At 60.5% G+C, this 13,333-nt stretch carries 12 protein-coding genes; 7 read left to right on the top strand and 5 right to left on the bottom strand.

Translation table 11 applies throughout. The features are described from left to right. The first annotated feature begins 54 nt into the window (after positions 1 to 54). The 4 genes from CKW17_RS19885 to CKW17_RS19870 all read left to right on the top strand — a co-directional run bounded on the left by CKW17_RS19885 (position 55) and on the right by CKW17_RS19870 (position 2,498). Positions 55 to 576: a DUF3455 domain-containing protein gene (locus tag CKW17_RS19885; protein WP_003223564.1), complete on the top strand. Its 522-nt coding sequence runs from the start codon at positions 55 to 57 to the stop codon at positions 574 to 576. Positions 577 to 741: 165 nt separating this feature from the next. Continuing rightward, complete coding sequence (locus CKW17_RS19880; protein WP_095121149.1) at positions 742 to 1,275, top strand: sigma-70 family RNA polymerase sigma factor; 534 nt, start codon at positions 742 to 744, stop codon at positions 1,273 to 1,275. Continuing rightward, a complete protein-coding gene (locus tag CKW17_RS19875) occupies positions 1,272 to 1,964 on the top strand; it encodes an anti-sigma factor domain-containing protein (protein ID WP_095121148.1) in 693 nt (230 codons plus the stop codon). The genes CKW17_RS19880 and CKW17_RS19875 overlap by 4 nt, the downstream gene beginning before the upstream one ends. A 132-nt stretch (positions 1,965 to 2,096) precedes the next feature. Next, on the top strand, positions 2,097 to 2,498 hold the full coding sequence (locus CKW17_RS19870) for a hypothetical protein (protein WP_095121147.1): 402 nt from the start codon (positions 2,097 to 2,099) through the stop codon (positions 2,496 to 2,498). Positions 2,499 to 2,569: 71 nt separating this feature from the next. On the opposite strand, the gene CKW17_RS19865 is transcribed toward CKW17_RS19870, so the two are convergent. Then, positions 2,570 to 3,661, bottom strand: a complete 1,092-nt coding sequence (locus CKW17_RS19865; protein WP_095121146.1) for a DUF1615 domain-containing protein — start codon at positions 3,659 to 3,661, stop codon at positions 2,570 to 2,572. Positions 3,662 to 3,935: 274 nt separating this feature from the next. Between CKW17_RS19865 and CKW17_RS19860 the strand changes: the two genes are divergently transcribed. Then, a complete protein-coding gene (locus CKW17_RS19860; protein WP_095121145.1) occupies positions 3,936 to 6,140 on the top strand; it encodes a TonB-dependent siderophore receptor in 2,205 nt (734 codons plus the stop codon). 326 nt (positions 6,141 to 6,466) lie between these two features. Next, a complete protein-coding gene (locus CKW17_RS19855) occupies positions 6,467 to 8,002 on the top strand; it encodes an FAD-dependent oxidoreductase (RefSeq protein WP_095121144.1) in 1,536 nt (511 codons plus the stop codon). Between the two features lie 125 nt (positions 8,003 to 8,127). Here the strand turns inward: CKW17_RS19855 and hemB are convergent, their stop codons facing one another. Both hemB and CKW17_RS19845 read right to left on the bottom strand, forming a co-directional pair. Beyond that, positions 8,128 to 9,102, bottom strand: coding sequence for a porphobilinogen synthase (gene hemB / locus CKW17_RS19850; RefSeq protein WP_016985320.1), 975 nt, complete (start codon positions 9,100 to 9,102; stop codon positions 8,128 to 8,130). 248 nt (positions 9,103 to 9,350) lie between these two features. Then, the gene (locus CKW17_RS19845; protein WP_095121143.1) at positions 9,351 to 10,049 is read right to left on the bottom strand and encodes a glutathione binding-like protein; all 699 of its coding nucleotides are present in this window, start codon (positions 10,047 to 10,049) and stop codon (positions 9,351 to 9,353) included. Positions 10,050 to 10,391: 342 nt separating this feature from the next. On the opposite strand from CKW17_RS19845, the gene CKW17_RS19840 reads away from it, so the two are divergent. Beyond that, positions 10,392 to 11,066 (top strand): histidine phosphatase family protein, encoded by a 675-nt coding sequence (locus CKW17_RS19840; RefSeq protein WP_095121142.1) that lies wholly within the window; start codon positions 10,392 to 10,394, stop codon positions 11,064 to 11,066. Between the two features lie 119 nt (positions 11,067 to 11,185). Here the strand turns inward: CKW17_RS19840 and mnmH are convergent, their stop codons facing one another. Then, positions 11,186 to 12,289 carry a tRNA 2-selenouridine(34) synthase MnmH gene (gene mnmH / locus CKW17_RS19835; protein WP_095121141.1) on the bottom strand — a complete coding sequence of 368 codons (1,104 nt, stop codon included), beginning with the start codon at positions 12,287 to 12,289 and terminating at the stop codon, positions 11,186 to 11,188. Further along, positions 12,289 to 13,323, bottom strand: a complete 1,035-nt coding sequence (gene selD / locus CKW17_RS19830) for a selenide, water dikinase SelD (RefSeq protein ID WP_007918229.1) — start codon at positions 13,321 to 13,323, stop codon at positions 12,289 to 12,291. The genes mnmH and selD overlap by 1 nt, the downstream gene beginning before the upstream one ends. Positions 13,324 to 13,333: the final 10 nt, after the last annotated feature.

Raw genomic sequence — 13,333 nt, 5'->3', positions numbered from 1 at the left:
TTGTAACAGCCCTCTTCGGCTGTCAGCGGTCTACCCTTTTCGGAGATAACACTGATGAACATCACCCAGCTGATTGGCCTCACCGGTTTGCTCGCCCTGTCCTCGACGACCTTCGCCCAAAGCAACTATCCCGACGCGATCAAAGTCCCGGACGGCCACAAGATCGCCCTGGAAACCACCGGCGTCGGTGAGATCACCTACGAATGCCGCGACAAGCCCAACGCGGCCGGGCAGACCGAGTGGACCTTCGTCGGCCCGAAAGCGGTGCTCAATGACCGCAGCGGCAAACAGGTCGGCACCTACTTTGGCCCACCTGCTACCTGGCAGGCCAAGGACGGTTCGAAAGTCACCGGCACACAATTGGCCGTGGCGCCATCAAGCCCGGGCAACCTGCCCTATCAACTGGTCAAGGCCAATCCCGCAGAAGGCAAAGGCGCGATGAGCGGAGTGAGTTACATCCAGCGGGTCGCGCTCAAGGGCGGCGTAGCGCCGGGCAGTGAATGCACGGCGGCGAACAAGGGCAAGCAGGAAGTGGTGAAGTATCAGGCCGATTACATTTTCTGGGCGGCGAACTGATCTCCGGACTTACCGAGATCCAAGGTGGGAGCGAGCCTGCTCGCGAAGGCGGTGGGTCAGAGAAAGATGTATCGACTGACACGCCGCCTTCGCGAGCAGGCTCGCTCCCACAGGGTGGAACTGGATTGTGTGGATGTTTGCGGAATGTGAGCTAGATTGCACGACATGCCTTTAGCCGAATCCGTTTTCGATTACGAAGCCCGCCTCGCTGCCTGTGCCCGAGGCGAGCGCGCGGCCCTGCGCGATTTGTATGTGCAGGAAGGCCCGCGTCTGCTCGGCGTGGCCAAACGGCTGGTGCGCGATACGGCGCTGGCGGAGGACATCGTTCATGAGGCGTTCATCAAGATCTGGAACGGCGCGGCGGGGTTTGATCCGGCGCGCGGTTCGGCGCGTGGCTGGATGTTCAGCGTGACCCGGCATCTGGCGCTGAATCTGCTGCGAGATCAGGGCCGTGAAACGTCGCTCGGGGTTGAGCACGAAACAGTCGGGGATGCTGACGACTTCGATGCCCATGCGCATTCGGCACGCATTCATCGTTGCCTCGAACAACTCGAGCCACAACGCCGCCACTGCATCCTGCATGCCTATGTCGACGGCTACAGCCACGCGCAGATTGCCGCGCGCCTGGACACGCCGCTGGGCACCGTCAAAGCGTGGATCAAACGCAGCCTCAACGCATTGCGGGAGTGCATGGGATGACCAGCGAATCGGCGCAAGACCGCGATGAACTGGCCGGCGAATATGTGCTCGGCACGCTTTCTTTTGAACAACGGATCGAGGTGCAACGACGCTTGCCGAATGATCCTGAATTGCGTGCAGCGGTGGATGCCTGGGAGCGGCGCCTGCTGGAGTTGACTGATCTTGTCCCCTCGCAGCAAGCGTCTGCGCTGTTGTGGCCGCGCATCGAACGCAGCCTCGACCGACTCACGGCAAAAGCGCCGTCGACTTCATGGTGGAACCTGCTGCCACTCTGGCGCGGGTTGAGTGCTATCGGATTGGCCGCCACGTTGATTTTGGGTTCGATCCTGCTGACCCAGACCACGCCGAAACCCAGCTATCTGGTGGTGCTGGTTGCGCCGCAGGACAAGGCCCCGGGCTGGGTGATTCAGGCGAGCAACTCGCGGGAAATTCAGTTGATTCCGCTCGGTGTGGTTGAGGTGCCGGCGGACAAGGCGCTGGAATTCTGGACCAAGGCTGATGGCTGGCAGGGGCCGGTGTCGCTGGGTCTGGTCAAGCCTGGGCAGGCGTTGTCGGTGCCGCTGGACAAGCTGCCGCCGCTGCAACCCAATCAGTTGTTCGAGCTGACACTTGAGGGCGCCAATGGCTCGCCAATCGGCAAACCGACCGGGCCGATTCAGGCGATCGGGCGTGCTGTGAAGGTGTTGTAAGGCTCTGCTCTGCGGCTCCTGGCAAACATCATCGGCATCGATGTTCACCATCACGGCAATGAAGTTCTCATAAAAAATCCCGGGCGTAACATCTGCTCCATACCAACCAACAACACCCCGGAGCACACCATCATGAAACGCCAAACTCTTCTCGGCATCGCTTTCTCGGTCTTCGCTATCAACGCTTTCGCCGCTACCCCGGCCCACACCATGATCGCTGAAGGTGGCTCGGACAAACTGATCGAAAGCCGTGTGGCTGAAGGTGGCTCGGATCGTCTGATCGAACGTCGCGTTGCCGAAGGTGGCTCGGATCGTCTGCTCGAACGCCGCGTTGCCGAAGGTGGCTCGGATCGTCTGATTGAACGTCGCGTTGCCGAAGGTGGTTCGGATCGTCTGATCGAACGTCGCGTTGCTGAAGGTGGTTCGGATCGTCTGATCGAACGTCGCGTTGCTGAAGGTGGTTCTGATCGTCTGATCGAACGTCGCGTTGCTGAAGGTGGTTCGGATCGTCTGATCGAACGCCGCGTTGCCTGAATGCATGGCTTCAAGCGCAACAACCCAGAGAAACCCGGCTCCCTTGGCCGGGTTTTTTATGTCTGTGAGTTTTACCCGGCCTTGGCCATGCAGCGCTTGTAGCGCTCGTCCACGCGCTTGGCGAACCACGCCGTTGTCAGTTTGCGGGTGATCTTCGGGCTCTGCAGCACGATGCCCGGCAGCACCGCACGCGGTAGCTTCTTGCCCTCCGCTTGCTCCGCTAGTTCGAATACCCGCTGATAGAGTTTGGTCTCTTCAAATTCCAGGGTTTTACCCTTCTCCAGCTGATCGCGAATGGTCGGGTTACGCATGCCCAAAGACTTGCCGAGGGTACGCACCGCCAGTTCCGTGCCGCCGGGCATGATCGAGTCGTAGCGGATCAGGTCGCCATCCAGCGCCAGCGGGATGCCCGACGCGCGGCTAACCGCATTCTGAAATGCAGCATTGCGACTGGCGTACCAGCCGGCATTGAAATCGGCGAAGCGATAAAGCGGCTCGCGATAACTCACCGGATAACCGAGCAAATGCGCGATACCGAAGTACATGCCACCACGGCGGCTGAACACTTCACGGCGGATCGTGCCGTCCACCGGATACGGATAATCCTTGGCGTGTTGCTCGGCAAATTCGATGCTGACCTGCATCGGCCCGCCGGTGTGCACCGGGTTGAAGCCGCCGAACAACGTGCGGCCCATCGGCACACGACCGATGAAGTCGTCGAAGATCGCGCTGAGTTCTTTTTCACTGCGTGCCGCATTCAGGCGTTCGCTGTAGGTCTTGCCGTTGGTTGAACGTACTTGCAGAGCGCCGCTGACCAACAGGTTGGGGATATGCACTTTGGCGGCGCGCCGGTCGATTTCGTCGCGGGCGATTTTGCCCAGGCCGGGCACGGTGGGGTCGGCTTGAAAGGTGGATTCCTGTTCGGCAACGGCCAGCACCGAGCACAGGTTTTGCGTGGTCGGGCTGATGTTCTGCGCGGCAAATGCGGCGTAGATATCGGTGGCCCAGCCTTGGCGATCGGCCGTCTTGGCCGGCATCAGCCGCACGATCTCAGCCTTCACTTCGGCAGGCGCACGCGGCACCGGCTCGGTACTGCGTTGCCCTGCGCAACCGGCGAGCACCAGCAGTGCGGCGAGGGTGATCGGTAATCGAGGGTTGTGCATGTTGCTCCATCCAGTCCAATAAGCCAGAACCACCATACACAATCCGTGTAGGAGCTGCCGCAGGCTGCGATCTTTTGACTTTAAAAAACAAGATCAAAAGATCGCAGCCTGCGGCAGCTCCTACACAGGAATGTGGGTTTTGAAGAGGTGATGACAAACTGATTGCAAAACGTTACTGAGAAAATCTATCATTTGCACCTGGAGTCGCATTTGCGCAAGGAGTTCCCGCGCCGCCCTTATTTTTCTCACCGGCCGCGTGCCTCCAGGTCCCTACATGCCCGCTTCAGCTCGACTCGCCGTCCCGTTTCGCCCGACGCTTCTCGCCCTGCTGTGCTCCCTGACTGTCACCGCTCACGCCGCTGAAGGCGATACCAAAGCGCTGGTGCTGGACGACGTCAACGTCAATGCTCAGGCCCCGACGCCCAACGCCTTGCCCCCGGTTTACGCGGGTGGTCAGGTCGCCCGTGGTGGTCAACTCGGCGTGCTCGGCAATCAGGACATGATGGACGTGCCGTTCAGCGCTGCGTCCTACACCGAACAACTGATCCAGGATCAGCAGGCCGAAAACGTCGCCGACGTGCTGCTCAACGATTCGTCGGTGCGTCAGGCCTCGGGTTTCTCCAACCAGGCGCAGGTCTTCATGATTCGCGGCCTGCCGCTGAACGGTGATGACATTTCCTATAACGGCCTGTACGGCGTGCTGCCACGGCAGATCATTTCCACCGATGCACTGGAGCGCGTGGAAGTGTTCAAAGGCCCGAACGCCTTTATCAACGGCGTGACCCCGACCGGTTCTGGCATCGGCGGCGGCGTCAATCTGCAACCGAAATGCGCCGGCGACGTGCCGCTGCGTCGTTACACCACCGACATCAACAGCGAAGGCCGTATCGGTCATCACTTCGACATCGGCCAGCGTTTCGGTGAAGACAACCGCTTCGGCGCCCGGATCAACCTGTCCCAGCGTGAAGGCGACATCGGTATCGATCACGAAAACCAGCGCTCGAAACTGTTCGCCATCGGCCTCGACTATCGCGGCGACGCCCTGCGCGTCTCCGGCGACTTCGCCTACCAGAAAGAACGCGTCAACGGTGGCCGCAGCTCGGTCAACCTCGGCACTGCCACGCACATTCCGGACGCGCCATCGGCCGATACCAACTACGCGCCGAAGTGGGGCTATACCGACATCGAAGACACCTTCGGCATGCTTCGCGCCGAATATGACCTGAACGATAACTGGACCGCTTACGCGGCCGGCGGCGCCAAGCACACCCGCGAAGTCGGGCGTTACAACTCGACCACTTTGGTTGGCAACAGCGGCGCGTCGTTTACCACCGGTTCGTTCGTCCCCCACGATGAAGACAACACCAGCGTGATGGCCGGCCTCAACGGCAAATTCAATACCGGCCCGGTCAGCCACAAGCTCAACTTCGGCCTGACCGGCATCTGGGCCGAACAGCGCAGTGCCTATGATTTTGACCTGACCCAATACGCCAACAACATCTACCACCCGGTGCAAACACCGTCGCCGGTCGGTAACTTTGCCGGCGGCGACTTGAATGATCCGGGCATCGTCGGCAAGACCTTCAACCGCAGTATCGCGATTTCCGACACCCTCGGTTTCTTCGATGATCGCCTGTTGGTCACCGCCGGCCTGCGTCGCCAGCAACTGGTGGTGCAAGGCTACAACTACGCCAGCTGGGGCAGCGGCGACCGCAAGTCGAGCTACGATGAATCGATCACCACGCCGGTGTACGGCGTGGTGTTCAAACCGTGGGAACACGTTTCGTTCTACGCCAACCACATCGAAGGCCTGGCCCAAGGCCCTACCTCGCCGACCAGTTCCGGCGGTTTCCGGGTGACCAACGGCAACGAAGTCTATGCGCCCGCGCGTTCCAAACAGACCGAGGCCGGTGTGAAAGTCGACATGGGCACTTACGGCGCGAGCCTGGGTGTCTATCGCATCGAACAGCCGAGCGATGGTTACTGCGAAATCGACAGCGCCACCACCTGCACCTACGTGCGTGAAGGCGAGCAGGTCAACAAAGGCGTGGAAATGAACGTGTTCGGCGAGCCGATCCAGGGCCTGCGCCTGATCAGCGGCCTGACCCTGATGGACACCGAGCTGAAGAACACCCTCAACGGCGCCAATGACGGCAACCGTGCGATCGGCGTGCCGACCTTCCAGTTCAACGCTGGTGCGGATTGGGACGTGCCGGGCCTGCAAGGCGTAGCGCTGAATGCGCGGATGCTGCGTACCGGCGGTCAATACGCCGACGCGGCGAACAATCTGAGCCTGCCGACCTGGAACCGCTTCGATGCGGGTGCGCGTTATGCGTTCAAGGTGTCGGAGAAGGACGTGACCGTGCGTCTGGGTGTGGAGAATCTGGCGAACAAGAAGTATTGGGAATCGGCTCAGGGTGGGTATCTGACTCAGGGTGAGCCGCGGGTGGCGAAGTTGTCCGGGACTATTGATTTCTAAGGCTGAAAAGCCCCTCATCGGAACGCCGCCCGCCTAACCCTCTCCCAGAGGGAGAGGGGACTGACCGTGGTGTTCTTGCAAGTTACACCGACCTGAAACATCGAGTCGAACTCAGGTCTTAAAAAACACACAAATCGGCTCCCTCTCCCTCGGGAGAGGGCTGGGGTGAGGGGCCCGGATCTACGCAGCACAACAGCCCCCTTGCCGAACACCCAAAAAAGGCCCCACAGCCTCACCGCTGCGGGGCCTTCTTCCGTCTGGCCGATCAACTGGCCACCCTCTCCTTCTGATCCATACTTGCTCCACAGCAAAAGGAGGACAGGCCCATGAACCGCAGCGACGTCCTGATCATCGGCGCCGGCCCCACCGGTCTGGTGCTGGCCCTGTGGCTGAGCAAACTCGGCGTACGCGTGCGCATCATCGATAAAACCTCCGCACCCGGCACCACTTCGCGAGCGCTGGCAGTGCAGGCGCGTACCCTTGAGCTGTACCGACAACTGGACCTCGCCGACACCATCGTGCGCAACGGCCATCGGGTGGCTGCAGCAAATTTCTGGGTCAACGGCAAACCGGTCGCGCAATTGCCACTGAACCGCATTGGCGAAGGCCTGACGCCGTACGCGTTCGTCGAAATTTTTCCGCAGGATGAGCACGAACGGCTGCTGATCGAGCGCCTCGAAGACTACGGCGTCACGGTCGAACGCAACACCACGCTGGAAAGCTTCGAAGAAACCGGCGACGGCCTCACCGCGCATCTGCGCCTGCCCGATGGCGAGCAGGAAATCTGCCAGGCCTGTTATCTGGCCGGCTGTGACGGCGCCCGCTCAGTGGTGCGCAAAACCCTCGACACCGGTTTCCCCGGCGGCACTTATCAGCAGATTTTCTACGTCGCGGACGTCAAGGCCAGCGGCCCGGCAATGAACGGCGAGCTGCACCTGGACCTGGATGAAGCAGACTTTCTCGCTGTGTTTCCACTGGCCGGCGAAGGCCGCGCACGGTTGATCGGCACCGTGCGGGACGAGCGCGCTGATCGCGCCGAAACCCTTGAATTTTCCGATGTCAGCAGCCGTGCCATCGAACATCTCAAGGTGCACATCGAAGACGTGCACTGGTTCTCGACCTACCGTGTGCATCACCGCGTGGCCGAGCATTTTCGCAGTGGCCGCGCATTTCTGCTTGGCGATGCCGCGCATGTGCACAGCCCGGCGGGCGGTCAGGGCATGAACACCGGCATCGGCGACGCGATCAATCTGGCATGGAAACTTGCCGCCGTGCTCAGCGGCGCCGCCGAACCGAGCCTGCTCGACAGCTACGAAACCGAACGCATCGCCTTCGCCCGTCGACTGGTGTCGACCACCGACAAAGTCTTCAGTTTCGTCACCGCCGAAGGGCGTATGGCAGACCTGCTGCGCATGCGCGTGGCACCGTTTCTGATTCCGAAAATGGCCTCGTTCGAGGCCAGTCGCGAATTCCTTTTTCGCACGGTATCGCAAGTCACCCTCCACTATCGCGGCATGCCGCTGAGCCAAGGCGCGGCCGGTCATGTCCACGGCGGCGACCGTTTGCCCTGGGCGCATGATGGTGAGGGGGATAACTACGAACCGCTCAGACAGCCGTGCTGGCAGGTGCATGTCTACGGCGACACCAGTGACGAAATGATCGCCTGGTGCCAGGAACATCATTTGCCGCTGCATGTGTTCGACTGGCGCCCGGCGTTTGAAACGGCGGGGTTGGGGCGTAATGGCTTTTATCTGCTGCGCCCGGATACCTATGTGGCGATTGCCGAGAACAGCGCGGATCCGAAAGTCATCGAACGCTACTTCCGCGATCATGGGATCCGGCCTTACTTCAACTGCCCCTGACCCACCACAAAACCCTGTAGAAGTGAGCCTGCTCGCGATAGCGGTGTATCAGCCGCCATTAATGTTGACTGACAAGACGCTATCGCGAGCAGGCTCACTCCTACAGTTTGGATTTGCGGTGTTGCTTAGATCCCGGCCAGGGCCAGATCCATCGCAAAGTAAGTGAAGATCAGATCCGCACCCGCGCGCTTGATCGCGCCCAGGCTTTCACGCACCACACGATCCTCATCGATCGCCCCGGCCTGTGCGCCGAACTTGATCATCGCGTACTCGCCGCTGACCTGATACGCCGCCAGCGGCAGGTTCGAGGCTTCACGAATGTCGCGGATGATGTCGAGGTAAGCGCCGGCCGGTTTGACCATCAGCGCATCGGCGCCTTCCTGCTCGTCGAGCAGCGATTCGCGCAGGGCTTCGCGGCGGTTCATCGGGTTCATCTGATAGCTTTTGCGATCGCCCTTCAGCGCGCTGCCACCCGCCTCGCGGAACGGGCCGTAGAGTGCCGAAGCGAATTTGGTCGAGTAGGCCATGATCGGAATCTGGGTGAAACCTGCCGCATCCAGCGCCTGGCGAATGGCGCGCACCTGACCGTCCATCGCTGCCGACGGCGCGATCACGTCCGCACCGGCGCGTGCCGCTGCCACGGCTTGCTTGCCGAGGTTGATCAGGGTCTGGTCGTTGTCGACTTCATGGTTGTGCATCACGCCGCAGTGGCCGTGATCGGTGTATTCGCAGAAGCAAGTGTCGGACATCACGATCATCTCCGGCACTGCGTCTTTGGCAATGCGCGACATGCGCGAGACCAGGCCTTCTTCGCGCCAGGTGTCACTGCCGTTGCTGTCCAGATGGTGGGACACGCCGAAGGTCATCACCGACTTGATGCCGGCGCGGGCATAGCGCTCGATTTCACTGGCCAGTTTGCGCTCGGGAATGCGCATCACCCCGGGCATGCTGTTGATCGGCACGAAGTCGTCGATTTCTTCTTCGACGAAAATCGGCAGCACCAGATCGTTCAGGCTGAACTCGGTTTCCTGGAACAGGCTGCGCAGGCTCGCATTGCGGCGCAGACGGCGGGGACGTGCTTCGGGGAACTGACTGGACATGGGGGCCTTTCCTGAAAACGGCAGATGAGACGAAAGTCGTAGGGGGCGAAGCTTATGCCTTGCGGGGGTTGGCGTACAAACCTGGATCAATCAAGAGTGCATTACCGGGGGTGTAATAATCCCTCGGACTTTGCACATTCCCTTGTAGGAGTGAGCCTGCTCGCGATAGCGGTGTGTCAGTCAACATTGATATCGACTGATAAACCGCTATCGCGAGCAGGCTCACTCCTACATGGGTTTGTGTGTAGTCAGGAAGGGATGGTCAGGCCGCGAATGACCGCTGGGCGGGCGAGGAATCGCTCCAGCACACGGGTAACGTTCGGGAAGTTGCTGATGCCCACCAGATCACCGGCCTCATAAAACCCGATCAAATTACGCACCCACGGAAACGTGGCGATATCCGCAATGGTGTAACGCTCGCCCATGATCCAGTCACGGCCCTCGAGCCGGCCATCGAGCACTTTGAGCAGGCGTTTGCTTTCATCGACGTAACGGTCACGCGGACGCTTGTCCTCGTAGTCCTTGCCGGCAAACTTGTTGAAGAAGCCAAGCTGGCCGAACATCGGGCCAATGCCGCCCATCTGGAACATCAACCACTGAATGGTTTCGTAACGCAGCGCGCCTTCCTGCGCCAGCAACTGGCCGCTTTTGTCGGCCAGATAAATCAGGATCGCACCGGACTCGAACAGCGGCAGCGGCTTATCTTCGGGACCATGGGGATCGAGGATTGCCGGGATCTTGTTGTTCGGGTTCAGCGACAGGAACTCCGGTGACAACTGATCATTGCTGTCGAAAGCGACCTTGTGCGGCTCGTACGGCAGGCCGATTTCTTCGAGCATGATCGAGACTTTCACGCCGTTGGGCGTGGGCAAGGAATAGAGCTGAATCCAGTCAGGGTACTGCGCCGGCCATTTCTGGGTGATCGGGAACGCGGACAGATCGGTCATGGGAAGCATCCAGTCACAAATTAAAGCCTGATCATAATGTAGACGCTGCCGCAGGCTGCGATCTTTTGATCTTGAGCCTCCGGCAACAGCAAAAGATCGCAGCCTGCGCCAGCGCCTCCATGAACCGTAACATCCTGTCGTTAACCTGCCACCAGGCCGCTGAACATAGCCGTTAGAGTGCTGCGCACTCTGACGATCGAACCAAACGGCCCTCAGGGGACTCTGAGCTATGCCTTTGTTGCAAAGGAAGCCGTTTATGACAGGGAAAACACCCGGTGCTGGGAGCCCGCGGTGTAAAGGTTTGTCAGCCTTAATTGAATCAGCTGAAGAACTTTCTATTTGATGACGAACCTTATGCGTTTCGCCAAACGTTTCAAACATCGCGCGTATGTGGCCCTGCCTTCCCTGCTGGCCGTCAGTGCGCTGTTCCTGTCTCTTGAGTCGAGCGAGAGCCGCGCGCAACCAGCGGACGGCACCCAGACACTGGTGTTCCTGCGCCATGCGGAGAAGCCCGAGGGTGGTCTCGGCCAGCTCAACTGCCAGGGCCTGAACCGCGCCATCGACCTGTCGACGCTGCTGCCGGAGAAGTTCGGCAAGGCTGACTACGTGTTCGCCGCCAATCCGACGCGCAATGTCGAGGAAGGAGAGCTGGACAATTCCTACAGCTATATTCGCCCACTGATGACCATCAGCCCCGCCGCGATCAAGCTCGGCCTGCCGGTGAATATCGAGTTTTCGGCCAACGACACCAGTGACCTGGCCCGCGAACTGCTGGAAGACAAGTATCACAACTCGACGATCTACACCGCCTGGTCCCACGGCTATCTGCCGGAGCTGATCAACAAGGTGGCGGGCAACGCGGTCGGCGAGAAACAGAACATCACCGAGGACTGGGCGGGCAACGATTTTGACTCGCTGTACGTACTGACCCTGACCTGGCACAACGGCAAGGCCAGTCTGCAGAGCCACAGCTACAAGCAGGGCCTGGATCATGGCAAGGAAACCTGTCCGACCTGAGTTTTGTATGGCCTGAACCGGCCCCTTCGCGAGCAGGCTCGCTCCCACAGGGGATTTGTACTTCACTCAGATCCAATGTGGGAGCGAGCCTGCTCGCGAAGAGGCCAGCCGCTATAACGTCAAACTTTCTGATTGACCCGCTCGCGCAGATACTCAAGCACCGCCCCACGCTCCCCGGCGAACTCGATCCGCCCGCCCTTCTTCTCGCGCTGGAACACATACATCGGGTCGTAGTAATCGCGCAGCAATACGCCGATCCACTCACGGAACAGCTCAACCGAACCGCTGCGTGCCTGTTCGGCCAGTGCCGCCTCCATTTGCAAATACATGCGTTGATAACGCTCGCCACCCAGTCGACGCTGAATATTGTTCAGGCTGGAAATCAATCGTTCGGCGTACAGCGCAAAGCCCTGCTCACCATGCACCGCAACGAATTCGGCATGCAGTTCAATCACATAATCCTGCAGGATTCGCTCGACCCGATTGTCGAGGCTGTCCTCCAGCCATACCAGCGGGGCCGCTTGCATGCCCCTGTACAAAGGCAATGGCAAGGCACAACTGCCGACCACCCGGCTCTCGTCCTCCAGGACAAATTGCCCGATCCCATTGGCGCGTTTTTTCAGCACGTCAACGGCCAGGCGGTTTTCGAAATCGATGTTGGTCGGTTGCCCGGTGGCGCGCTTGCCGAAACTCGAACCCCGATGATTGGCATGGCCCTCCAGATCCAGGCCATTGCTCAACTGCACCAGCACTTCGGTCTTGCCGGTGCCGGTCATGCCGCCGAGCAGAACCAGATCGCATTCGGTCACAGCCTGATCGACCGTTTCCAGGAGGAATGTGCGCATGGCCTTGTAACCGCCGCCGACACGCGGGTAATCGATGCCGCCCTCGTCCTTGATCCATTGCTGGACAATCTGTGAACGCAGGCCGCCGCGAAAACAATACAAATAGCCATCGGGGTTGTTACGGGCGAACTCGACCCAGCCTTGAATGCGCTGCTCCCGAACCTCGGCGGACACCAGGCGCTCACCCAAGGCAATCGCAGCTTGCTGTCCGTGCTGTTTGTAACAGGTGCCCACCTGTTCGCGCTCACGGTCGTTCATCAGCGGCAGATTGACCACGCCGGGGAACGCACCGTGGGAAAATTCAACCGGCGCACGGGCGTCCATCATTGGCCGGTCATTGAGAAAAATGTCACGGTAGTCAGTGCAGTCGCGGAGCATCAAATCACCTCGACTGCGTTCGTCTGTCGCTCAACCAGTTCGCCGATTGGCGCAAGGTTCAGGCCCAGTTCGGCGGCGACGGCGAGGAATTCTTCGTTGCCTTCAGGCGTCACCGCGATCAGCAGGCCACCGCTGGTTTGCGGGTCACAGAGCACACGTTTGTGCAGCTCCTGCACGCGGCCGACCTTGCTCGCATAGCTGTCGAAATTGCGCAACGTGCCGCCGGGCACACAGCCCTGATCGAGGTAGTACTCGACGCTGTCCAGACGCGGTACGCGGTCGTAGGCAATGCGCGCAGTGAGTTGGCTGCCATCGGCCATTTCCACCAGATGCCCGAGCAGACCAAAACCGGTGACGTCGGTCATCGCCGTAACGCCGGCGAGTTTGCCGAAGCGGCTGCCGGGTTTGTTCAGGGTGCACATCCAGTCGCGGGCCACGCCGACGTCGGCGGCGCGCAATTTACCCTTCTTCTCGGCGGTGGTGAGGATGCCGATGCCCAGCGGTTTGGTCAGGTACAACAGGCAACCGGCGGTGGCGGTGTCGTTGCGTTTCATGTGGCGCTTTTCCACCAGACCGGTGACAGCGAGGCCGAAGATCGGCTCCGGCGCATCGATCGAATGCCCGCCGGCCAGCGGAATGCCCGCGGCGTCGCACACGGCACGACCACCGCGAATCACTTCGCGCGCCACTTCCGGCGCCAGCACGTTAACCGGCCAGCCGAGAATGGCGATCGCCATCAGGGGATCACCGCCCATCGCATAGATATCGCTGATCGCGTTGGTCGCGGCAATGCGGCCGAAGTCGAACGGGTCGTCGACGATCGGCATGAAAAAGTCCGTGGTCGAGACCACACCGCGCTCGGCATCGATCTCGTACACCGCCGCGTCATCGCGCGAGGCATTGCCAACCCACAGTTTCGGATCAAGGTTCTGTGCGCCGCTGCCGGCCAGAATCACTTCCAGCACCTGCGGGGAAATCTTGCAGCCGCAACCGGCGCCGTGGCTGTATTGGGTCAGACGAATCGGCTCGCTCATGGGGGAGTCT

The sequence above is a fragment of the Pseudomonas sp. Irchel s3f10 genome, assembly GCF_900187515.1.
In the GTDB taxonomy this organism is placed as follows: domain Bacteria; phylum Pseudomonadota; class Gammaproteobacteria; order Pseudomonadales; family Pseudomonadaceae; genus Aquipseudomonas; species Aquipseudomonas tensinigenes.
This window is presented reverse-complemented; position numbering and strand designations above follow the sequence as displayed.

Excerpts from the sequence above, each read along its gene's own strand:
- mnmH (WP_095121141.1), bottom strand. The coding sequence starts at position 12,289 with ATGCTCCGCGACTGCACTGACTACCGTGACATTTTTCTCAATGACCGG.
- CKW17_RS19865 (WP_095121146.1), bottom strand. The coding sequence starts at position 3,661 with ATGCACAACCCTCGATTACCGATCACCCTCGCCGCACTGCTGGTGCTC.
- hemB (WP_016985320.1), bottom strand. The coding sequence starts at position 9,102 with ATGTCCAGTCAGTTCCCCGAAGCACGTCCCCGCCGTCTGCGCCGCAAT.
- CKW17_RS19855 (WP_095121144.1), top strand. The coding sequence starts at position 6,467 with ATGAACCGCAGCGACGTCCTGATCATCGGCGCCGGCCCCACCGGTCTG.
- selD (WP_007918229.1), bottom strand. The coding sequence starts at position 13,323 with ATGAGCGAGCCGATTCGTCTGACCCAATACAGCCACGGCGCCGGTTGC.
- CKW17_RS19845 (WP_095121143.1), bottom strand. The coding sequence starts at position 10,049 with ATGACCGATCTGTCCGCGTTCCCGATCACCCAGAAATGGCCGGCGCAG.
- CKW17_RS19885 (WP_003223564.1), top strand. The coding sequence starts at position 55 with ATGAACATCACCCAGCTGATTGGCCTCACCGGTTTGCTCGCCCTGTCC.
- CKW17_RS19840 (WP_095121142.1), top strand. The coding sequence starts at position 10,392 with ATGACGAACCTTATGCGTTTCGCCAAACGTTTCAAACATCGCGCGTAT.
- CKW17_RS19860 (WP_095121145.1), top strand. The coding sequence starts at position 3,936 with ATGCCCGCTTCAGCTCGACTCGCCGTCCCGTTTCGCCCGACGCTTCTC.
- CKW17_RS19875 (WP_095121148.1), top strand. The coding sequence starts at position 1,272 with ATGACCAGCGAATCGGCGCAAGACCGCGATGAACTGGCCGGCGAATAT.
- CKW17_RS19880 (WP_095121149.1), top strand. The coding sequence starts at position 742 with ATGCCTTTAGCCGAATCCGTTTTCGATTACGAAGCCCGCCTCGCTGCC.
- CKW17_RS19870 (WP_095121147.1), top strand. The coding sequence starts at position 2,097 with ATGAAACGCCAAACTCTTCTCGGCATCGCTTTCTCGGTCTTCGCTATC.